The sequence below is a fragment of the Acholeplasma equirhinis genome (assembly GCF_017052655.1).
GTDB classification, from domain to species: domain Bacteria; phylum Bacillota_I; class Bacilli_A; order Acholeplasmatales; family Acholeplasmataceae; genus Acholeplasma; species Acholeplasma equirhinis.
In genome coordinates this window covers 1240092-1263836 of the sequence record NZ_JAFIDC010000001.1, presented here as the reverse complement: position 1 = coordinate 1263836, position 23745 = coordinate 1240092, and the positions used below count along the sequence as shown (strand labels likewise).

Here is a 23745-nt window from a genome sequence, read left to right as displayed (position 1 = left end):
GATTTAAATTAACAAAAAGAGCCGCCTTATTAAGAAATCTTAATCGGTATGGCTCTATAAAAAGAGAGAAAAATGAAGTACTTATAGTATAAAACTTGTTGAACAAATCTTCAATAAATGTTCAAAACTATGTGAAACTTCATTTATTTGATTACTTTTTCTCTTAAATATGGCACTAAAACCTCAGGAACGGTTACTGTACCATCTGCGTTTTGATAGTTCTCTAGAATCGCAATAATTGTTCTACCTACAGCGAGTCCTGAACCATTTAAGGTATGTACATACTCAGTTTTAGCATCTTTATCACGTTTGAATCGAATGTTTGCACGACGTGCTTGGAAATCACCTGCATTTGAAATTGATCCAATTTCTCGGTACATATTTTGTCCTGGTAACCAAACTTCAATATCATATGTCTTTTTCATACCAAATCCCATATCACCTGATGATAATAAAACAACACGGTACGGCAAGTTAAGTAGTTGAAGTACAGCCTCACTATCTTTAAGCATTTGTTGGTGTTCTGCTTCTGATTCTTCAGGACGAGCAAATTTAATTAATTCAACTTTATTGAATTGATGTTGACGAAGAATCCCTCTTGTATCACGACCTGCAGATCCTGCTTCTGCTCTAAATGCAGTTGTGAATGCAACATAACGAATCGGCAACATTTCATTTGGAATAATTTCGTCACGGTAAAGGTTAATCGTTGGAACTTCAGCAGTTGGATTTAAATACCACTCTGTACCTGCTAAATTAAATGAGTCTTCTTTAAATTTAGGAAATTGTCCGGTTGCAAACATACTCTTTTCATTAACAATATATGGTGGAATGACTTCTTTATATCCTTTAGATGCATGAAGATCCATCATGAACGCGATTAATGAACGCTCTAATCGAGCAGCAAGTCCCATATCAACAACAAATCTTGTGCCTGTAATTTTAGCAGCACGCTCAAAATCTAGAATACCTAACGATTCCCCAATAGCAACATGGTCTTTAATTGGGAAATCAAATTGACGAATTTGACCCCATTTTCTAATTTCAACATTATCTTTATCGTCCTTACCTAGTGGCACTTCATCAGCTGGTAAGTTTGGTGTAATCGCAAGCATGTCAAAAATTTCTTTTTCAATTTCAGCAAGACGTGCTTCTTTTTCAGGAATTTCAACTTTAATTTGTTCAACTTCTGAAAGTAGAGATTGCGCATCTTTGCCTTCTCTCTTATATTGACCTACTAATTTTGAGATTTCGTTTCTCTTAGCTTTTTTAGTTTCAACATCATTAATGATCTGTTTTCTTTCTTCTTGAAGTGTTGGCAATTTCTTTAAGTAACTAAAATCACCATTTCTACCTTCTAATTTCTTTAGAACAAAGTCTAAATTTTCAGTTACAAATTTTAAATCTAACATGATATTTCCTCCTTAATATATAAAATAAAAGTCCTTAGGAAAAATGAATTCCTAAGGACGAATTTAAATTCGCGGTGCCACCTTATTTCTATGAGTTTTCTCATAGCGCTTTTAGCATTTTTAACGGAATGACCCGGATGGTTTTACCACCACTCCAGAGTAGATTCATTAATGACTAGTTATCTCTTCTCACCAACCAGAGACTCTCTTTAAACTAAAGTGCACTAATTACTTAGCTCTTTCAACGTGTTATACCTATTATATATTATTTTATTCTGTACGTAAAGCAACAACTGGGTCTTTTCCTGCTGCAATTTTAGAAGGAATTAATCCCGCAACAAATGTTAAGACAATAGAAATCACAATTAAACTGATTGCATGTACATAATAAAGTTCAGCAACGTTTTCTGTACCGGTTGCATCTTGTAAGATGATATTAACTAAAGGTACGATACCATAAGTAATGACAACCCCTAAGACACCTGCAATAAATCCAACAATAATTGTTTCTGCGTTAAATACTCTTGAAATATCTTTCTTGCGTGCACCAATTGAACGGAGTACACCAATTTCTTTTGTTCTTTCTAAGACGGATGTGTATGTAATAATACCAATCATCACTGATGATACAAAGAGTGAGATCGCAGAGAATGCGATTAAGACTGCAGAGATTGAATCCATAATTGTTTTAATCATAGATAAAGCAGATGCAATATTATCGGTATGATGAATTTGGTCATCTTCTGCTTTATCAATGTTATAGTCTGATAAGATTTTAACAATTGCTTCTTTTGAATCAAAATTATTTGGATAAATTAAGATTTGAGTTGGTAAATTGTTACCACCTAAAGCATACATTTGTTCTTCTTTAGTGTTTTGTCCAAAGAATGGCATATTACCAATAACATTAAGATCTGAGTCTCTTTGTGCAGCTACAATATCTGATGCCATATTCTTTTCTAAGACTGTACGGCTGACATTAGGTGAATACATGATTGCTTCACTCGCAGTAACAAATTCACTGTCTGATTTTACAATACCAACAATCTTAATGGTTATAACATCATTTGAATTTGAGTTGTAAACATCTTTAAGTTCAGCTGTGCTCTTTGTTTTATATGTATTATCTTCAAATTTATAGTATGCATTATTTGTAATGATTTTAAATTCTTTACCAACGATATCACTAAATGGTACAACAACATCTTCGCCTGTTTCAAAACCTAAAAATTCTAAGATTTTATTTGGTACTCTATGTTGGTTGTCTACAACTAAAATCGCTTCGTTAGCGGATTCTTGATAGAAATTACCAGCAACTGCTACAAAGAAATCTTCTAAGAAATCAACCGTATAACTTGATTGTGTAACGTAATTTCTACCGCCATTATTCAGTGCAGTTGAAGGACTCTTTGGATTATAGTTTAAAGTATCTCCAGCAAGATAGAAATATTGACCGGTAAAACCATAACTGTAAACGACTGTACCATATTCATCTAAATCACTAGACTCAAGATATTCAATATATTCTTGACTAAACTTGTTGGTTGCAAACCCTGTAGATGTTTGAGGATCATAACCACCAACACCACCATCAATTGGAGGTAGTGGATTTAATATTTGTTGGCGTTGATCAAGGAGTGCATTCATATCAATGTAACTTCTTGAGATGGTGATTGGAAGACCTGCAAATGTGCCGCGTTCCATATCATTTAAATAGTCTGTAAATCCATATTGAAGTGATAATACAAGTGCAACCCCAATAATACCAATTGAACCTGCTAATGCAGTAATTAAGGTTCTAACCTTTTTAGTAAGTAAGTTTTTAAAAGATAATTTAAGTGCTGTTAAGAATGACATTGATGTCTTCTTTGTATCATCTGCTCTTAATTCATCCACTTTAGGGTTGTATGGATTGGTATCACTAATAATCAATCCATCTTTTAATCTAACAATACGATTTGAATACTTTTCTGCAAGTTCACCATTATGTGTCACCATAATAATTAACTTATCTTTTGAGATTTCAGTTAAAAGATTCATGATATCAACAGATGTTTCTGAATCCAGTGCACCAGTTGGTTCATCAGCTAAGATGATCGATGGGTTATTAACTAAAGCACGTGCAATCGACACTCTTTGTTGTTGACCACCTGATAATTGATTAGGTTTTTTATACATATGGTCTTTAAGTCCGACTCTTGCAAGTACTTCTTTTGCGCGTGCTTGACGTTCTTCTTTAGTTACACCTGATAATGTTTGTGCAAGTTCAACGTTTGAAAGTACATCTAAATGTGGAATTAAATTATAGTTTTGGAAAACAAATCCAATTCTATGGTTACGATATGCATCCCATTCTTTATCTTTATAGTTTTTAGTAGAAATATTATCAATCACTAAATCCCCACTATTGTATCTATCCAGTCCACCTAAGATATTTAATAGTGTGGTTTTACCTGAACCTGATTCTCCTAAAATTGATACAAATTCTTGTTTTCTAAAAGATACCGAAATACCTTTTAATGCAGTAAAAATTTGATCACCTATTTTATAATGCTTTTTAATATTTTTGACTTCTAACATATTAAGCCTCTTTCTTCCATGTTGACACGAGTGATTTAAATATATGGTTTCTTACTTTATCGTCTTTAAGTGCACCTTCACCTAGGTTCATCTCTTCAACAACAAAGTGATATGTAAACATTCCAACAACTGAGAGTGTTGCAGTGTGTATATCAATTGCACGAATCTCACCTATATTGATTCTATCTTTTAAGAGTTCTGGAAACCACTGTTTTGTTTGATTCACAATTGTTTCAATATTCTTTTTATATGAATCATCAAGATCCATAAATGCTCCAACAATCAACTTAATTTCCTGATCAAACTTAACAAAGACATCTTGAGTGAATTGAAACATACTTTCTAGAATGTCTTCTAGTTTCATACTTTCAAATGCAATCTCACGTGAACGCATCTCTTTTTCTAGTTGCATAACTGCTTCTTCAGAAATAATCTTAAAGAGTTCTTCCTTACCACCAGGAAAATAGTGGTAGAGTAAGCCGTCTGCAACATCAATCGAATTATTGATATCCCTAATTGATGTTCCATGAAATCCTTTAACTGAAAATCGCTTTAAAGCAGCATCCAATATCTTTTTCTTTGTATCTTGAGCTTGTTGTTCCCTGATAGATTTTTTCTTTTCTTCCATATTAAAATCACCTTCATTGAATAAGTGTTCAACAAAATATTATCATATATTATATCACTACTTTCTTTTCTTACAAGAATGTGTGTAATATTATAAAATTTACGACATTTTAAAAGGCGGTAAATTACGCCTTTTACTTTTTAAGGATTTAATGCATCTTTTTTATAATCTTTATAATAAACAAAGAATGCAGATATCATATATATTGATAACATCCAGAAAATGAATGTCTCTTGATCGGATTTTACTTCATTTATAAGTGGATTACTTTCTTTTATATAAGAGATTGTGACGCCTACTGCGACTACAAAAGATATTGTCATCACAAGAATCACCCAATTCATCACCTTATGATACTTAGATAATTCATTAATTCTTGAATATAGTTTAACCGGCAATAAACCAAATCTTAAAAGTATGTATGAAACAAAGAAAAAAATATTTGAATACATAAGATCATCCATGATGTTAGGATGAAACAAATCTTTATTGATAACATATCTTAAATTAAAATCTATTTTAAGATAAATTAACATTGAAAAAAATAAAATCTCAACAACATATACTAAAATACCCAGTTCTTTTTTCATATGATCCCCTCATGTTTTAACTTTAATATAAATGATATGATTTTACAAAGAAAAAACTCTATCCCAGACAGAATAGAGTTTAATTTGTTAGGTATTATAAATCTAGTTTTTGTTGAGTTGCTGATGTTTCTTCTTCTTCAACATCTTGGTCAACAGAAAGTTCAACAGCTTCAACACGTTTAGCTGCTTCACTTAAGTTTAATTGTTCTTGAGTCATTTCAGGACCTTCAACAACCTCTTCAGTTTCTTCTTGATGAGGAACGATTGCGATAGTTGCAACCTTTTGATCATTCTTAAGTGAGATAATTCGAACGCCTTGAGTTGCACGGCGTGTTTGTGAAATTTGATTAATTGGGAGACGGATTGTAATACCCTTATCTGTTGCCACAATTAAATCTTCTTCATCAGTAACTGAACGAAGGGTTGATAATTGACCGTTCTTTTCAGTTACATTTAAGGTTTTAACACCTTTACCACCACGGTTTTGGAGACGATATTCATCAACTTTTGTGCGTTTACCATATCCTTTTTCTGTAATGACTAAGATATCTTCATCACCTTGTACAACTGCAACACCAACGATTGACTCATGGTCTTCAAGTGACATACCACGTACCCCAGTTGCTGTACGTCCAATTTCTCTTGCATCATTTTCGTCAAAGCGGATTGCTTTACCGTTTGATGCACCTAAGATAATTTGTTTAGCACCGTCTGTTGATTTAACAGTAATTAATTCATCACCTTCACGTAAGTTAAGAGCGATGATACCGTTTGAACGGATGTTTTGATAATTAGAGATATGTGTTCTCTTAACAATACCTTTCTTAGTAACAAAGAATAGATAATGGTTTTCTTCTTCGAAGTTTTTAATTGCTGTAAATGATGCAAGTTTTTCGCCTTCTTGGAAGTTTAAGTAGTTAACAATTGGAACACCTTTAGATTGTCTAGAACCGCTTGGTAGAGCGTATCCTTTAATTTTAAAGACGCGTCCAAAGTTTGTGAAGAATAGGTGGAAGTCATGGGTTGATGTCATTGCGATATGTTCAACATAGTCATCTTCATGGAGCTTCACACCACTCATACCAACACCACCACGGTTTTGAAGTTTATATTCATCAACCGGCATGCGTTTGATATAACCATTGTTTGTAACTGTTACAATAATATCTTCAACCGGGATTAAGTCTTCATTATCGATATCAAGGTCTTCATATAGATTGATTTCTGAAACTCTATCATCAGCATATTTATCTCTAATTTCAGATAATTCTTGATGAATCACTTCATATTTTCTTTCTTCTGATGCAAGAATTTCTTGATATTCTTTAATCTTTAATTTTAAACCTTCTGCTTCTTCATAAATCTTATCAATTTCAAGTGATGTTAATCTTTGAAGTTGCATTGTAAGGATTGATCTTGCTTGAATGTCCGTAAATTCATATTTTTCGATTAAACCATTGCGTGCAATATCTGGAGTTTTTGCATCACGAATGATCTTAATCACATTATCAACATCAGATAAAGCTTTAACGAGTGCATCTAAAATGTGCATTCTTGCTTCAGCTTTTTCAAGTTCAAATTGCGTACGGCGTGTAACGATTTCAACTTGGTGTAATAAATAGTAATGAATTGCATCTTTAAGTGATAGTAATTGTGGTTGTCCGTTGACTAGGGCAATCATATTAATACCAAATGAAGTTTGTAGTTGAGTATGTTTATATAGGTTATTTAATGTAACCATTGGATTGACATCTTTTTTAAGTTCGATGACAATACGCATACCTTTTCTACTTGATTCATCACGTAAATCTGAAATACCTTCAATAATTTTATTCTTAACAACTTCAGCAATTCTTTCGATTAAAGCAGATTTATTAACTGCATAAGGAATTTCAGTAATGATAATTTCTGTTCTGTTTTTAGTTACAACTGTTTCGTGTTTTGCACGGATTGCAATAATCCCACGTCCTGTTTCGTATGCTTGACGAAGTCCTGTAATACCAAGGATTTGACCACCAGTTGGAAAGTCTGGTCCTTTAATATATTTCATTAGATCAAGCACAGTAATTTCAGGATCTTCCATGTATGCAAAGATTGCATCAATAACTTCACCCAAATTATGTGGTGGAATATTTGTTGCCATACCAACTGCAATACCTGTTGAACCATTTACTAAAAGGTTTGGATATCTTGATGGTAAGACAGCAGGTTCTTTTTCTGATGAATCATAGTTGTCAACAAATGGCACAGTGTTTTTATCTAAATCACGAACCATTTCACCAGCAATTTTAGATAATCTTGCTTCGGTGTAACGCATCGCAGCTGCACCATCACCATCAACAGAACCGAAGTTACCATGTCCATCAATTAATGTTTTTCTGTAACTAAATGGTTGTGCCATACGAACCATTGCTTCATAGATTGAAGAGTCACCGTGTGGGTGGTATTTACCCATAACATCCCCAACAATACGTGCAGACTTCTTATGTGCTGAAGTTGCATACATATTGTTTTCATGCATTGCATATAAAATGCGTCGTTGAACCGGTTTTAAACCGTCTCTAACATCTGGTAACGCACGCGATACAATAACGCTCATTGCGTAGTTTAAGAAGGATGTCTTCATTTCTGAAGAGATATTTACTTCTTTTATTTTGTCATATTGTTTAATATCGTCACTCATGATGAAATCCTTTCTTATACGTCAATATCTGTTGCATATTGAGCGTTCTTTTGGATGAAATTTTTACGCGGTTCAACTTCTTCACCCATTAACATAGAGAAGATTTGGTCTGCTTCAATTGCATCTTCAAGTTTTATTTGTAATAAGGTTCTTGCATGTGGGTCCATTGTTGTTTCCCAAAGTTGTTCTGCATTCATCTCTCCAAGACCTTTATAGCGTTGGATGGATGGTTTAGATTCAGCTTTAGCAACAACTGCATTCATCTCTTCATCAGAGTATGCATAAACTAAGTTTTTGCCCCATGTAATCTTGTAAAGTGGTGGTTGAGCTGCATAGACATATCCTGCATCAATTAAAGGTCTCATATGTCTAAATAAGAATGTTAAAAGTAAGGTTCTAATATGTGCACCGTCAACGTCGGCATCGGTCATGATAACGATCTTATGATATCTTGATTTTGTAATATCAAATTCATCTGAAATACCTGTGCCCATTGCTTGAATGAGGTTCACAATTTCTTTATTGTTTAACATTTTGTCTAAACGTGCTTTTTCAACGTTTAAGACTTTACCGCGAAGTGGTAAGATTGCTTGGAATTCTGAATCACGACCTTGTTTTGCAGAACCACCCGCTGAGTCCCCTTCGACGATGTATAACTCTGATTTCTCTGGGTCTTTAGAACGGCAATCAGCAAGTTTTGATGCAAAACCTAAAGCATCAAGTGGTGATTTTCTTCTTGTTAATTCTTTTGCTTTTCTCGCTGCAACACGTGCACGAGTAGCTAAGATAACTTTTTCAACAATTGATTTAGCTTGTGCTGGGTTTTCAAGTAAGAATCTTTCTAAAGCTTCTTGTGTAATTTGTGATGTGATTGAACGCACTTCTGGGTTACCAAGTTTAGTTTTGGTTTGTCCTTCAAATTGTGGTTCAGGGTGTTTAACAGAAATAATTGCAGTTAAACCTTCTCTTGTATCTTCACCAGAAATTGCATCATCTTTTTTCATTTTTTGATCATCTGCATATTTCGATAAAACACGTGTTAAGGCTAACTTAAATCCATCTTCATGCATACCACCTTCAGTGGTTGAAATGTTATTTGTAAATGAGTAAATGTTTGGTGAATAAGAATCAACGTATTGAAGTGCAATCTCGACTGTAATGCCATCTTGTTCTTTATCAATATAAATGACTTCAGGATGGATTTTTGATTTTGATTGGTTTAAATAATGAACGTATTCAATAATCCCACCTTCATAATGGAAAGTTTCTTCATAGCGTTCTTCTGTTCTTGAGTCAATTAATGTAATCATTAATCCTTTGTTTAAGAATGCTAATTGTTGAATTCTGTTTTTAAGTGTTTCAATATTATAGTGTGTTGTTTCAGTAAAGATTTTAGGATCAGCAAGGAAGGTAGTAATGGTACCTGTTTTATCGGTTGGCCCGATAATTTTTAAGTCGTATGCTGGAATACCATATTCATAGCGTTGTTCATATGCTGTACCATCTTTATGAATTTCAACTTTATACCATGTTGAAAGACCGTTGACGACTGAAGCACCAACCCCGTGAAGTCCACCAGATACTTTATATGAACCTTTATCGAATTTACCACCAGCATGTAATGTTGTTAAGATGGTTTCAACCGCTGGACGACCAGTTTTAGGGTGAATGTCGACCGGAATCCCACGACCATTATCCGTTACTTGGATAATATCACCTGGTAAAACTTCAACTTTAATCGTTGATGCATATCCAGCTAAGGCTTCATCGATTGAGTTATCAACGATTTCCCAGACTAAATGGTGAAGTCCTCTTTCACCGGTTGAACCGATATACATACCTGGACGTTTTTTAACAGCTTCTAATCCTTCTAAGATTTGAATATTATCGGCAGTATAGTGAGCATTATTCTTGTTATTTTGATCCATCTTGCTTCTCCTTTGACAATATAACTTTCTGTAAGTCTAATTTGGTGTTAAGTGGAATCGCACTTGAAATGAAAGTTTGATGTGCGTTAGATATTGAAGTTAAAAATTGTTCTTGTCTTTCACTATCTAACTCTGAAAGTACATCATCAAGTAATAAGACAACATCTTTCTTTGTTTTTTCTTTAATCCACTCTAATAGTGCGAGTTTAATTTCAATTGTTATTAATCTTTGTGTGCCTTGTGATGCATAATCCTTTGCAGGATGACCATTAAATAGCACTTCAAAATCATCTTTGTGGATACCTGTTGTTGTTTGTTCGTACAGGATATCTTGTTTTTGTTTTGTTTTTAAGTATTTTAACCATGCTTCTTTAGTAAGATTAGGTTCATATCTAATTTCCACTAAAAAGTCTTTATACTTTAAATTTGAAGCCTTCAGGTAAGTATTAATCTCAGCTAAGAAGGTTTCTCTTGCATCATAGATCTTTTCTCCAACCTCATAGAGTTGTTCAGCTAAAATGTTTAGGAAAGTATAATCATCATCCACTTTTAGTTTTTTCAGTAATGCATTTCTTTGTTTCAAAATCTTTTTATAGTGATTTAACCATCTAAGATACTCTTTAGAAACTTGCATCATTTCAAGATCCATAAAGTATCTGCGTTCTGAAGGGCTGCCTTTGACTAAAAGTAAATCTTCTGGGGCAAACATAACAAGATGCAGTTTACCTATGTAATCTGATATCTTTTTTATTTCAACTTTATTAATTAAAGTTCTTTTACCTTTTTCACTTAAAATAATTTCGTGTTGAGCATCACTTGTTTTAAGACGTACCATGGCATATGGTTTATCATGTTCAATCATGTCTTTTTCAGTTGAAGTTCGATGTGACTTCGTTGTCGCCGCAAAATAAATTGCTTCTAAGACTGAAGTTTTACCAACCCCATTTGGACCTTCAAGTAAAATCACCGGTTTGGTCGTATTAAATTGAAATTGTTCTAAACTTCGAAAGTTCTTAATTTCAATCTTTTCAATCATTTCATCAGATATCTCTTACTGTTGATTTTGACAATGTCACCACGGAATATCTTTTTTTTCTTTTCAAAGACAACTGCTTCATTTAATAAGACTTCGTTTTCCAATAAAAAAAACTTCGATTCCCCACCGGATCCGATGTAGTCTAAAACTTTTAAAAGTTGTGAGATTGTAATAAATTCGCCTTGAATTTGAAAGATTTCCATGTTGTTATTTCCTTTGTCATTTTATATTATATCATAATATAAGAAAAAACATGCCAATTTTAACGCTTTTTCACATTGAAATTTAACTGAATACCTCTCGATATAAAACTTTTTAAAAACGGCGATTTTTGCCGAATAATAAAAAGTGGCGTTTTGATGTTCTTAAATTTATGCAGAAAAAAAGCACCACTTAGGTGCTCTTAGTTTTTAGTCGATTCTAACTGGTAAGATAAGGTGTAGTAGATCTGGATCTAGGTTACCTTTAATTACAAATGGACGAATATCACCTGCAAAGTTTAATGTTACCTCAGAGGATTTGAAAGCTTTTAATGCTTCATTTAAGTATTTGGATGAGAATGCAATTGAAATTAAACCACCTTCAACATCAGAGCTTGGAATAACTTCTTCTTTAGCGTCCCCAATTTCATTGTTTGTTGAAGAAATTTCAACGACTTGATCAGGACGTAATGTTAATTTGATAATGTTGTAGTTTGATTCACGATCACGTGGTGATAATAAACTTACACGATCAACAGCTGCAAGCAATTCTTCTTTATTGAATGAAATAATTGTTGGGAATGAGGTTGGAATGATTTTGAAAGTATCTGGATATGTACCTTCTAAAAGTCGAGTTTGGAATAGAATTTTATTTAACTTAAATAAAACTTTGTTTGGATTGATGTAAACTTCAACTTCTTCATTCACATGATCTAAGATTTTTGATAACTCATCAAGTGACTTGTTTGGGATTACAATATTAAACCCTTCAGAACTTGCTCGTAATGCTAAACTCTTTTGAGATAGACGATAAGAGTCGGTTGCTACCGCATAAATTCTTTGATCTTGATATTTTAAATTAACACCGGTTAAAATTGGTCGTTTTTCATTATCAGCTGTAGCAAAGTTTGTTTCTTTTATAATCTCTTTGATTGTTTCAGAAGAAACCGTAATTGGTTCTGATAAATCTAAGAAATCTACATCTGGATAATCTTCAACATCCATTAATTTAAGTTTGAACTCAGAACGATCTGCGCGGATAACTAATAATCTTTCTTCTTGAAGTGCAATTTCAATTCTTTGAGCGGCCACTTTTCTAATAATATCTATAAAGTAACGACCAGGCAGCGCAATCTTACCTGTTTTAGCAACTGAAAGTGATTTATCATCTATTAACACTTGAATTGCAATATCAGAGTTAGATGCAGTTAATTGAATATAATCTGAAAACACTTCAAATTTAATTGCATAAAGAATAGGTAGTGGTGTTTTAACAGGTAATCCTTTTTGAACATGAATCAGGTTATTTAAAAGTATATCTCGGTCAATTGTGAAATTCATAGTTAACCCCTTTTTATATTATTATTTATAAGTTATTGTTATTAGTAACTGTGGGAATGTGGAAAAGCCTTTTTAATCGCTTCACATCCATTATATTTTACCACAATTTCGATATTTTTTCCACAATTACTTTGTGGATGAAGAGTCTAATTTTTTAAGAATTGAATCAATTGCGAATTTTAAATTTTTATCAAGTTTCATATCCTTTTCAACCTTCTCACATGCAGCTAGTACAGTTGAGTGATCACGGTCACTAAATAAGGATCCAATTGTCTTATAAGCTAAGTTATATTTTAGTTTAATTAAGTACATTGCGATATGTCTTGGAAGTGCATATTTTGCATGTCGTTTTTTGCCTATTAAGTCTTGTAGACTTATATTGAAATAATCTGCAACAACACTTTGAATCTTATCGTAATTATTTTCATTTAATTGATCAGTCTTTCTACGGGTCTTTAAGATGCTACTTAATGCATCATCTACAACATCCATTGTGATATCTAAATTAAAGGTTTGAGCATAGTTAATTAAACGAATTAATGCACCTTCCATCTCACGGATATTTGCAGTGAATTGTGATGCAATAAAGGATAGAATTTCATCAGGAACAACTTGAGAACTTTCAAAAGTTAACAATTTACGTTTTAAAATACTAATTCTGTGTTCTAAATCAGGAACTTCAATATCAACAGATAATCCTGCTTCAAATCGAGTGGTTAAACGTGGCATAATATTTGTTAATTGACTAGCAGGTTTATCAGATGTAATAACAATTTGTTTATTATTTAAATATAGATAATCAAATAGCTTGAAAAATTCCATTTGAGTCTTTGAAGCGTTAGCCATAATTTGAATATCATCGACCAATAAGACATCAATATCTCTATATTTATTATTAAATTCATCAGTTTTGTTATTTCTAGATAGTAAGGATACAAAATCTTCAATAAAATTATCAGCTTTTACATACAAAATACGTTTTTCAACATCATTATCTAATATATAGTTACCAATTGCTTGCATAAGGTGTGTTTTACCTAGTCCAACATCACCAAAGATGTAAAATGGATTTGCAACAGCACCAGGCTGATCTGCAACCTTCATTGCCATGCGGAATGCAAACATATTAGATTTACCAACAACAAAGGAGTCAAAGGTGTAAGTAGAATTTAAGTTCTCTTGACGATAATCGATTGAAATTTTACGCTCTGGAGCTGAATCCTCTGGTTTTACCTCATCAGAAGTAATGAATTTGAATCTAACCGGATGTTCTGAGTATACAGAAGCTAACTCATTGATTTTACCAATATATAACTTATTGATACGGTTTTTTAGGAATTCATTAGCAACAACCATTGTAATCAATCCATTTTGGTATTTATATGTACTTGTTATCGGTGAAAATAACTCTGTGTAAGTTTCTTCACTATAAAGTCTTTCTAAATCCTTTAGAATTGTTTGCCATAAGTTGTCGTAAGGACTCATTTTTGTCTCCTCTTTCAGTTAGTAATTTAAGTTACTAATATCATAGCATACGAAAATCAAAAAATACTAAAAAGTTTTCCACAATATTTGTGGATAAAATTTACAGAAAATCACTTTCATAACATGAGAATGTGGAAAACTTTAGACCACTTATCAGCCTTATTAAGCAAAAATATATGTTTAATCCACATATCCACAATGTTGATAACTTGTGGGTAATCTTCCCACATTTTTGTGGATAAAAGATGTGAATTATTGTGGATATAAAAGTGGGAAAAATTATTTTACAAAATGTGTTTGACAATTAGCATTACTTTATTTATAATAAGTAAGGCAAGGTTTCATATGAAAGGCGGTGTTCGTAAATGAAAAGAACATATCAACCAAGCAAAATTAAACACCAACGTGTACACGGATTCAGAGCACGCATGGCAACAGCTAATGGTCGCAAAGTACTAGCAAGAAGAAGAGCTAAAGGCCGCCACGTACTAACTGTTTAATTTTCTACCAAATTAAGTTAATCAATCAATTAAAAATACCAGGACTACCCGATAATTGACAAATTCGTATGATTTGTTTTAGGCAGTCCTTTATTTTTTATTTATATATTTATAAGGTGATCTTGTGAAAAGAGTTTACTCATTAAAAAGTAAAGATGTAATAGATAGCATTTTTAAAGCTAAAACTTCTGTAGGTAATAGCTATTTTGCAATCTACTATCAAAAACACGAAGATATACATTTTAAATATTCGATCTCTATTGGTAAAAAATACGGGAGTGCCGTGGAGCGTAATTTGGCAAAACGTCGCTTAAGATACATCCTATCTAAATTCAAAGATGAATTAAAACAAGATGTATCTTTTGTCATCGTTGTCAAACCAAGCGTCAACACACTAAAATATAATGATATTTTAGAAAACATCAAAAAACTTTTAATTAAAGCAAGATTTATAGAGAAAGAGGAACAAACAAATGCGTAAATTTTTAGCACTACTTACAGTGTTAGCACTTGGGTTTATTCTAGTTGCTTGTCAGCAATCTGTAAACAAAACTGACTTATTTGTTTCACCAAATAAAATTGTTTATACAACAACTGAATCAGCAAATGGTAAACCTATTGTTTCAAATAGTGATTATGAAGTATTCGTTATTAACGACAATCAAACAGCAACAAAAATTGAAGCAACTGAATTTACTTCAGTGATCACAGATTTAGAAGATAATATTTTCAAAGTAACAATTACACACCAAAATTTCACTGCTACTTATAATGTATATATGTATGATGCAGCTGCAATTGATCCAAGCGCAGTCGCAGTTAGAGCAGTATCAGCAACATATGGTATCGATTCAGATTCAGAAAAGTTAGCTAATGTAACAAAATTATATTGGACAACTATCATGAATAAGATTGATTTAAATGGAATTTCTGTTTTATCAGCTAATTTCGATGCCGAAAGTTCAGAAGATGTTGTAGTTGAAGATGCAGTATCATATTTTGAAGCTGCTCAACCTGAAGGCTATGAACAAAATATTAAGAAAATGTCATCATTAAATGTATTTACAATTAAATTTGATGATGCTAAAGAAACAACAATTGTTGTAAGAAACAATACAGTTAAACCAATTGATAATCAATTACCAATCTCAACTGAGATGGAAAATACATTCCTAGGTTATATTTGGGACTGGATTTTAATTATTCCTATCTCATTTATTATGCAATTCTTTGCAGGACTATTCTTTAATAGCTATGCTGTTGGCATCTTCTTTGCAACCATTATCGTACGTACAATTGCATGGCCAATTTATGCTAGAGCAAACGATATGTCAATGAAAATGGCACTTGCACAACCTGAAATGAATAAACTTCAAAACAAATATGCATTAAAGAAAGATCCAGCAAGCCAACAAAAGATGCAAATCGAAATGATGGCTATCTATAAGAAGTATGGTATTTCAATCTTAGGTTGCTTCACACCATTCTTCCAAATGCCAATCTTCCTTGCAATGTTCCAAGTTGTTTATAGAATCACTCAACCAGGTGGTATGTATACAGGAGCAATTTCAAACAGTAAATTATTCTTTGGTACATTAGATTTAGCATCAGTAGGTGGTGTAACAGATGTATGGAGTTATGTACTTGCTGCAATTGTTGGTTTAACAATGTGGTTATTACAAAAGATTTCAGCTAAAAAACCATCTTATGCTAAAAACACTGGTACACAAGTTAAAAATGAACAACAAATGCAAACTGAAAAAACAATGAAAACCGTATCAATGGTTATGATTGCTATGATGACAATTACAACATTCTCATCAATTAACGCGTTAGGATTCTACTGGGTTGTAGGTAACATTTACTCAATCGGTCAATCATTAATTAACCGTAAGTTATCTGAAAGAAAACACAACAAGTTAAAGAATCAACATTCAATCGTTTAAATAGGGGGTAAAAACTATGTTAAAACAAGTTGAAATTGAAGCTAAGACTCAACAAGAAGCACTTAAAAAAGCGTCTGAATTGTTAAAGATCGCAGAAGACAAAATCGAACTTGAAATTGTCAAAGAGAAAAAGGGATTTCTCGGTGTTGGTGCAACAACTACATTTAAAGCAACCCCTAAAATTGACTTAACTACCGAAGGTAAAATCTATTTAGAGGGTATTGTTTCTGCACTTGGTATTGATTGCAAGATGGAATTTAGATCACATAATCCAAATGAAATCTATTACCGACTACAAACATCAGAAAATGCACTATTAATTGGTAAAGATGGTAGAACATTACTTGCCCTACAAACTTTATTAAGAAATCATTTAGCATCATTCTCAAAAGATCCAATTTTAGTTACATTAGATATTGGAAATTATCATGAGAATCGTAAAAAACAACTTGAAATTTTAGCAACTAAAACTGCTAAAGATGTTGCAAGAACAAGAATTGCAGTTAAACTTGACCCAATGAATGCTTTTGATCGTCGCATCATTCATGCTAAATTAGCTGAATGGCGTGATGTTGAAACCGAATCAGAAGGTGAAGGCGACGAACGTGCAATCATCATCAAACCAAAAAGAAAATAAAAAAATTAAGTGGGACAAAATGTTCCACTTTTTCTTTCTCATAAATTCTTTTGGTATTATCGTATAATAGTATCAAGAACGAGAAAGGTATAAAGGATATGTAATATTCTTTAAATGCTATAATATCAGTATGAAAAAAAGAAAAATTGGTAGAAAAATACTCAAGTTAATTTTATATATAGCACTCTTTTTCTTTATGTATTCAATTGGTGTATCGACCTATGAAAATCATAAGAAGAATGAAAAATTAGAAGAGTTCAAATCACGTGCTTATGAAGAAGAAACTATCATGCATTCAAACGGTGATAAATATGTTTATCATAAGGTACAAAGAGTACATGATTATGAACTTCAAGACACAAGAGATGTGTTCTATGATGAGGAAAGAATGAACCCAGGACTTGAAGGGGATATTCTTTTAGCATTTGAATCACCATTCCCATATGTACCTGTTGTGCATCAAATGCTATCTTTCTGGTTGGGTGGACACGCTGCATTAGTTGGTAAGAATAATACAATTTTACAATCAACAGGTATGACATCAAACGGACTTCTTAATTTAGAAACAATGTTTAATGTCATCACGCATAGAGGATATGATGAGGAAAATATATATGGGGTCTCTGCTCAAAAAACATATAATTATTGGATGCGACCATATCGAAATGAAAATCATGCAGAATACCCATACTATGGTAAATATTATCGTCCTGAAATTTTTGCTGTTAGACCAAAATTTAATGATGTAAATACCATTCAAGATGATATTGATCAAGCAGTAGGTTATGTTGAAGACAAAGTTGATCGTGGTTTATATAATTATTTATTTATATTTGATACGGAATATAAGTTTTATTGTACTGATTTGGTAACAAGAGCTTACAGCTCTGTGACATCTGTAAATGGAGAAAGCTATAACTTAGACCCGGATGGATTTATCCCATCTGACTATGATATTTTACTTTCAGATGATGTCTACATTACGATTTATAAAGAAACAATTTTCGATGAAGATGGTTCATTTACAATCCATGTATATTACCTCGATTAAATAATGGAGGATCAATTATGGAAACAACATTAATTATTTTATCGGCTGTATTGGTGTTAGTGCTCATTCTAATGGGTGTACTGATTTTTTTACTTGTCAAAAAGCCTAAATCAACTGATGATGAAGCACGTATAAGATATCAACAAGAACTTGTCACTAAAATTGAGCATTTAAGAAATGAATTTGCTAAGGAATTAGAACTTGTTAATGCGAAATCTAAAGGTGAAATTAAAGACGAACTCGACAAATTTAAAGATTACTTAACACATAAAGTAACCACAGATGTGACCTCAATCAATGAAAAAGTTGAACGTCGATTAACTGAAGGATTCAAAACGACGCAAGAATTATTCAATGGCATCAAGGAGCGATTAACAGTTATTGATACAACACAAAAGAATATAGAGAAATTATCAACGAATGTAGATGAATTATCCGGACTCTTATCAGATAAAAAGTTGCGCGGCCTCTATGGTGAAGCACAACTTTACAATATTTTAAATAATGTTTTTGGTGAAGGTAATAAAGTCTTATATGAACAACAAAAGAAACTTTCAAACGGCACCATGGTGGATGCGATTATCTATGGTCCTGAAGGTGTGGGTAACATTCCAATCGACTCTAAATTCAGTTTAGAAAACTATTTGTTAATGAATGATGATAAAGCCTCACAAGATGAAAGAAACCAAGCTCAAAAAGACTTTAAAACAAACATTAAAAAGCATATTGATGATATTAGTTCTAAATACATTTTAAAAGGTGAAACAGCAGACCAAGCAATCATGTTTATTCCGTCTGAATCTGTCTTTGCAGAAATTCATGCAAAATACCCAGATTTAATTGAATTTGCTCAAAAAAGATTGGTTTGGATTACATCACCAACAACACTTGTCTATATGCTGACAATGATTATTGTGATTGCATCAAATATTGATAGAGAGAAAAACGCTGAACGCATGTTAAAAGAACTTGAAGGTTTATATAAAGACTTTAGGTTATTCTTTGAACGTTGGGATGAAGTTAAAAAAGCAATTGATAAGATGAACAAAGTAGCGGATGATTTAGAAAAACCAATGGAACGCTTAAATAAAAAGGTTTATCAAATCGAAAAGTCTGATTTTGATCAGTTAAAAGATGAATCTATCATTGATAAATATTAATAATTTGATATAATCAAACTAAATCGTAGAGAAGTCGAGTAATATACGAAAGATTTAAAGAGAGTTAATGGCTGGTGAAAATTAACAATCAAAGTATATGAACAACCCTTTGAGAGACAGAAGAAAGTCATAAAGATGAGTAGAACTGTACGTGTAACTTGCGTTAAAAAGTTTAAAGAGTGCCGGGCAACCGGAACTAAGGTGGTACCACGGAATATATAATTCGTCCTTAGACTAATTTTTCAGTCTAAGGATTTTATTTTTTAGGAGGTTAACATGGAATTAACAATTAGACAAATATATAAAGATCCAGCTTCATTTGCAAATCAAGAAATTGTTTTACAAGGTTGGATTAGAAATCACCGCGATCAAAAAGAATTCGGATTTATTAATCTAAATGATGGTAGTTTCTTTGAAACTATTCAAGTTGTATATGAAAGAGAAAAAACAAAAGACTTTGAACAAGTAACACGTTTAACGGTTGGTTCATCAATCAAAGTTATTGGAACACTCGAATTAACACCAGAACGTAGCCAACCTTTTGAAATTAAAGCTAAAGAAGTCGAACTTTTAGGTGGAGCTGATGAAACATATCCAATTCAACCAAAACGCCATACAAGAGAATTCTTAAGAGAAGTTGCACATCTACGTCCAAGAACAAATCTATTCTCTGCAGTATTTAGAATTAGAAGCTTAACTGCTTATGCAATCCATAGATTTTTCCAAGAACAAGACTTTGTTTATGTCAACACACCAATCATCACTGCAAACGATGGTGAAGGTGCAGGTGAAATGTTTAAAGTGACTACTTTAAATTTAGACAAATTACCACGTACAGAAGATGGTGAAATCGATTATTCAAAAGACTTCTTTGGTAAAGCGGCTAACCTTACAGTTACAGGTCAACTTGAAGGTGAAGCTTATGCCATGGCATTTAGAAACATCTATACATTTGGGCCAACTTTCCGTGCTGAAAACTCCAATACAATGACTCACGCGTCAGAGTTTTGGATGATTGAACCAGAAATGGCATTCACAGATCTAGCAGGTAATATGGAAATGATTGAAAGCATGGTTAAATATGTCATTTCATATGTATTAAAACATGCCCCAGAAGAAATGGCATTCTTTGATAAGTTTGTTGAAAATGGACTTTTAAATAAACTCAATCACGTCTTAAACTCAGAATTTACCAAAATTACACATAAAGAAGCAATCGATATTTTACTAAATGCTGGTGTAAAATTTGAAAATAAACCAGCTCATGGCAGAGATTTAGCTAAAGAACACGAGAAGTATTTAACAGAAAAACATTTCGGCACTCCAGTATTTGTAACTAACTGGCCAAAAGACATTAAAGCCTTCTATATGAGATTGAATGACGACAATGAAACAGTAGCTGCTGTTGACTTAATTGTTGCTGGTAGTGGTGAACTTGTTGGTGGTTCTCAACGCGAAGAACGCTTAGATTTACTAGAAAAACGCATGGAAGAGATGCATATTCCTAAAAAAGACCTCGATTGGTACCTAGATTTACGCAGATATGGTGGTTGTGTCCACTCAGGATTTGGTCTAGGATTTGAACGTTTATTAATTTATCTAACAGGTGTTGAAAACATCAGAGACGTCATCCCATTCCCAAGAACACCAAAAAATTTAGAATTCTAATGAGTGTGCAATTATGCACACTTTTTTCTTTCCTGAAGACTTGGAAAAATTAATGATAAACAACAGATGAGAAACTTTTTTGCTAATTTTGTAAAAAATTAAAACATGTAAAGAGGTCGTCTATACTTGTATTTGGGAAGGCTTTATCATATAATGATATGTGAAGTTGGAGGAAACTGGATTTATATGAAACTAATGATGATTAGCTTCAATTTAATTCAATTAAACGATACCAACGAAACATACGTTTCTTTTTTAGTCTCAGATTAGTCCATTGTTGTGGGCTTTTTTTATGTTATTGACAAAGAACAAAAAAATATACTAAGGAGCAAGGCAATATGCAAATTAAGTTAGAAGGATTAACCAAGGTATTCGCGGATCCAAAAGCTAAAACTGAAACACGCGCAGTTTCAAATTTAGACATTGTAATCCCATCAGGAAAACTGGTTGGTCTTTTAGGACCTTCAGGTTGCGGTAAATCAACAACACTTTATATGATTTCTGGTTTACTCTATCCAACAGAAGGTAGAATCTTCTTCGGTGACGAGGACGTAACCGAATTAACACCTGAAAAAAGAGGAATTGGTTTAGTTTTCCAAAACTATGCACTTTATCCTCATATGACTGTGAGAAAGAATATTCTATTCCCACTAGAAAATATGAATCTTCGCAAGAAGTCTATTGAAGAAGCTTATCAAAAAGCACACTTACTTGAAGCACCAGCAGAAGCTAAAGCTTATTATGAATATCAAGAAAAACTAGAAGTTCTTCAAAATAAATTTAGAAGAATGGAATCAGAAGCAAAAGCTCAATTTGACAGCGCACTTTTAGCGGCTGCTAAAAAAGTCTTAGATGCTAAGGCAGAAGCAAAAGCAACTGGTGATAAAACTCTAGTAGCAAACGCTAAAACAGCATATAAAGCTGAAGTACTTGAAATTAAAGCAAACCATAAATCAAAGATTGCTCAATTTGAAGTTGATTATGCACTAGCTAAACAAGAAATCACTCCGGAAGGATTAGATACTTTATTAAAGACTATTCAAGCTAAATACAATGCTGTAGAAGCTAAATTTAATGAAGATAAAAAAGAAATCGTCGCTAAGGTTGTTGCAGAAGAAACAGATCCAATTAAGCGTAAAGCTAAGATCCAAGTTAAACTTGATGCAATGATGCCAGAGAGCGTTAAACTCGTTCATGAAGCCAAATCCAAGAACTATAAGAAATATATGAATGAACAAGCAATTGAAATGGCTAAACTTGTTGGTATTGAAGATCAATTAGACAAGAAACCTGCTCAATTATCAGGTGGTCAACAACAACGTGTTGCAATTGCACGTGCGCTTGTTAAGAAACCAAAAGTATTATTACTTGATGAACCACTATCAAACTTAGATGCGCGTCTTCGTTTACAAACTCGTGAAGAAATTAAACGTATTCAAAAAGAAACTGGAATTACAACAGTATTCGTAACCCATGACCAAGAAGAAGCAATGTCAATTTCTGATGAAATTATCTTAATGAACTTCGGTGAAGAACAACAAAAAGGTCAACCACAAGAAGTTTATGACCAACCAGAAAACTTATTCGTTGCTAAATTCTTAGGTACACCACCAATCAACCTTTACAATGCAACTTTAGATGGTACTAAAGTCATGATCGACGGAAAAGCTGTCTTTGAATCTGCTAAACTTAAAGATTCAAATGCAAAAGAAGTGGTCGTTGGTGTTAGACCTGAAGGATATGAACTTGCTGAAGATGGCAAATTAACAGTTGATGCATTATTTGTTGAAACAATTGGCCGTGACTTAGCACTTGTATCATCACATAAAAATGCAATTTCTGAATCAATGAGAATTATTCTAAATAACGATGAAGTTAACTTAAATGGTAAGAAAACTGTTAATTTCAACCTAAAACCACGTAAAACATTTATCTTTGATAAAGAGACTGGTAGGAGAATTGCATAATGTTAGACTATAAGAAAGATAGGATTGCATGGCTCTATCTAGCCATTCCACTGTTCCTTTTAATAGTATTTACATTCTATCCATTAGTCAAAACTGTATTGATTTCATTATTTACCCAATATAATTCACTCACAGATGATTTCGGTAAGTTCTTTGACTTAATGGCATATCAGCATGTGCTAGGTGATAGATTCTTCTTAGGTGCCCTAGGCAATACGATGATTATTGTTTTCGTATCAGTGCCTATCTCAACTATCTTGGCTATTCTAATCGCTGTTGCACTTAATTCAATCAAACCATTACAAAAAGTATTCCAAACAATATTCTTCATTCCATATGTTACGAATACACTTGCAATTGGTATGGTATTCTCAGTAATGTTTACTCACTCTAGTGTGCAAGGCTTACTACCGGAAGGATTGGTTAATACAATCTTTAATTTGAATTTAGACTGGGTCGGAGAATCTGCACCTTTTGAACGATGGATGTTTGTAGTCTTACTATATAATATTTGGAATGCATTACCATTTAAGATTCTAGTCTTTATTGGTGGGTTACAATCAATTTCTAAGCAGTACTATGATGCAGCTAAAATTGATGCAGCTCCAAAAAATAGAGTACTTACAAAAATTACAATTCCTTTATTATCACCTTTAATTAGTTACATCGTAATTACTTCATTCATTGGTTCATTTAAGACCTATGAATCCGTACTTGCAGTTGCTGCTAAACCGGGTAAATCACTTGATTTTGATAGACTTACAGTTGTTGCATATGTCTATGATAAGATTGATAAAATCGGTATGGACGAAATTAATTTTGTCTCACACTACTCAAAAGCAGCTGCCGCCGCAGTTATACTGTTTGCAATTATCTTGATCTTCACAGTGGTTAATCTATATGTGAGCAAGAAGAGAGTTCATTATTAGGAGG

Annotated in this window: 19 protein-coding genes and 2 other annotated features; of the genes, 9 read left to right on the top strand and 10 right to left on the bottom strand. The window is 32.7% G+C overall.

What is annotated here, in order from left to right:
* Window positions 1–143: 143 nt before the first annotated feature.
* The 10 genes from serS to dnaA form a co-directional block, all read right to left on the bottom strand.
* Entirely contained in the window at window positions 144–1412 is a 1269-nt protein-coding gene (gene serS, locus JV173_RS05950; protein ID WP_205735379.1) for a serine--tRNA ligase, read from the bottom strand.
* Window positions 1413–1462: 50 nt separating this feature from the next.
* Window positions 1463–1666: a binding site (T-box leader), on the bottom strand.
* 16 nt (window positions 1667–1682) lie between these two features.
* Window positions 1683–3992, bottom strand: a complete 2310-nt coding sequence (locus JV173_RS05945) for an ABC transporter ATP-binding protein/permease (RefSeq protein ID WP_205735378.1) — start codon at window positions 3990–3992, stop codon at window positions 1683–1685.
* A 1-nt stretch (window position 3993) separates the two neighbouring features.
* Window positions 3994–4620: a TetR/AcrR family transcriptional regulator gene (locus JV173_RS05940; protein ID WP_205735377.1), complete on the bottom strand. Its 627-nt coding sequence runs from the start codon at window positions 4618–4620 to the stop codon at window positions 3994–3996.
* Window positions 4621–4760: 140 nt separating this feature from the next.
* Window positions 4761–5210, bottom strand: a complete 450-nt coding sequence (locus tag JV173_RS05935) for a hypothetical protein (RefSeq protein WP_205735376.1) — start codon at window positions 5208–5210, stop codon at window positions 4761–4763.
* 94 nt (window positions 5211–5304) lie between these two features.
* Complete coding sequence (gyrA, locus tag JV173_RS05930; RefSeq protein WP_205735375.1) at window positions 5305–7893, bottom strand: DNA gyrase subunit A; 2589 nt, start codon at window positions 7891–7893, stop codon at window positions 5305–5307.
* A 14-nt stretch (window positions 7894–7907) separates the two neighbouring features.
* Window positions 7908–9821 (bottom strand): DNA topoisomerase (ATP-hydrolyzing) subunit B, encoded by a 1914-nt coding sequence (gyrB, locus tag JV173_RS05925; RefSeq protein WP_205735374.1) that lies wholly within the window; start codon window positions 9819–9821, stop codon window positions 7908–7910.
* Window positions 9808–10857 carry a DNA replication/repair protein RecF gene (recF, locus tag JV173_RS05920; RefSeq protein WP_205735373.1) on the bottom strand — a complete coding sequence of 350 codons (1050 nt, stop codon included), beginning with the start codon at window positions 10855–10857 and terminating at the stop codon, window positions 9808–9810. Before recF ends, gyrB begins: the two co-directional genes overlap by 14 nt.
* Complete coding sequence (locus JV173_RS05915) at window positions 10854–11060, bottom strand: RNA-binding S4 domain-containing protein (protein WP_205735372.1); 207 nt, start codon at window positions 11058–11060, stop codon at window positions 10854–10856. The genes recF and JV173_RS05915 overlap by 4 nt, the downstream gene beginning before the upstream one ends.
* Window positions 11061–11267: 207 nt before the next feature.
* Window positions 11268–12398 carry a DNA polymerase III subunit beta gene (gene dnaN, locus JV173_RS05910; protein WP_205735371.1) on the bottom strand — a complete coding sequence of 377 codons (1131 nt, stop codon included), beginning with the start codon at window positions 12396–12398 and terminating at the stop codon, window positions 11268–11270.
* A gap of 126 nt (window positions 12399–12524) precedes the next feature.
* Window positions 12525–13883 carry a chromosomal replication initiator protein DnaA gene (gene dnaA / locus JV173_RS05905; protein WP_205735370.1) on the bottom strand — a complete coding sequence of 453 codons (1359 nt, stop codon included), beginning with the start codon at window positions 13881–13883 and terminating at the stop codon, window positions 12525–12527.
* Window positions 13884–14248: 365 nt separating this feature from the next.
* On the opposite strand from dnaA, the gene rpmH reads away from it, so the two are divergent.
* The 9 genes from rpmH to JV173_RS05860 all read left to right on the top strand — a co-directional run bounded on the left by rpmH (window position 14249) and on the right by JV173_RS05860 (window position 23741).
* Window positions 14249–14383, top strand: coding sequence for a 50S ribosomal protein L34 (gene rpmH / locus JV173_RS05900; protein ID WP_205735369.1), 135 nt, complete (start codon window positions 14249–14251; stop codon window positions 14381–14383).
* Window positions 14384–14507: 124 nt separating this feature from the next.
* Window positions 14508–14864, top strand: coding sequence for a ribonuclease P protein component (gene rnpA, locus JV173_RS05895; protein ID WP_205735368.1), 357 nt, complete (start codon window positions 14508–14510; stop codon window positions 14862–14864).
* A complete protein-coding gene (locus JV173_RS05890; protein ID WP_205735367.1) occupies window positions 14857–16329 on the top strand; it encodes a YidC/Oxa1 family membrane protein insertase in 1473 nt (490 codons plus the stop codon). Before rnpA ends, JV173_RS05890 begins: the two co-directional genes overlap by 8 nt.
* 16 nt (window positions 16330–16345) lie before the next feature.
* Window positions 16346–16966, top strand: coding sequence for an RNA-binding cell elongation regulator Jag/EloR (jag, locus tag JV173_RS05885; RefSeq protein ID WP_205735366.1), 621 nt, complete (start codon window positions 16346–16348; stop codon window positions 16964–16966).
* Window positions 16967–17096: 130 nt separating this feature from the next.
* Window positions 17097–18017 (top strand): hypothetical protein, encoded by a 921-nt coding sequence (locus JV173_RS05880; protein ID WP_205735365.1) that lies wholly within the window; start codon window positions 17097–17099, stop codon window positions 18015–18017.
* 17 nt (window positions 18018–18034) lie between these two features.
* The gene (locus JV173_RS05875) at window positions 18035–19177 is read left to right on the top strand and encodes a DNA recombination protein RmuC (protein WP_205735364.1); all 1143 of its coding nucleotides are present in this window, start codon (window positions 18035–18037) and stop codon (window positions 19175–19177) included.
* A 17-nt stretch (window positions 19178–19194) separates the two neighbouring features.
* Window positions 19195–19411 (top strand) — a binding site (T-box leader).
* 42 nt (window positions 19412–19453) lie between these two features.
* Window positions 19454–20845 carry an asparagine--tRNA ligase gene (gene asnS / locus JV173_RS05870; protein ID WP_205735363.1) on the top strand — a complete coding sequence of 464 codons (1392 nt, stop codon included), beginning with the start codon at window positions 19454–19456 and terminating at the stop codon, window positions 20843–20845.
* 338 nt (window positions 20846–21183) lie between these two features.
* The gene (locus tag JV173_RS05865) at window positions 21184–22812 is read left to right on the top strand and encodes an ABC transporter ATP-binding protein (protein WP_205735362.1); all 1629 of its coding nucleotides are present in this window, start codon (window positions 21184–21186) and stop codon (window positions 22810–22812) included.
* Window positions 22812–23741 carry a carbohydrate ABC transporter permease gene (locus tag JV173_RS05860; protein ID WP_205735361.1) on the top strand — a complete coding sequence of 310 codons (930 nt, stop codon included), beginning with the start codon at window positions 22812–22814 and terminating at the stop codon, window positions 23739–23741. The genes JV173_RS05865 and JV173_RS05860 overlap by 1 nt, the downstream gene beginning before the upstream one ends.
* The last annotated feature ends 4 nt before the right edge of the window (window positions 23742–23745 follow it).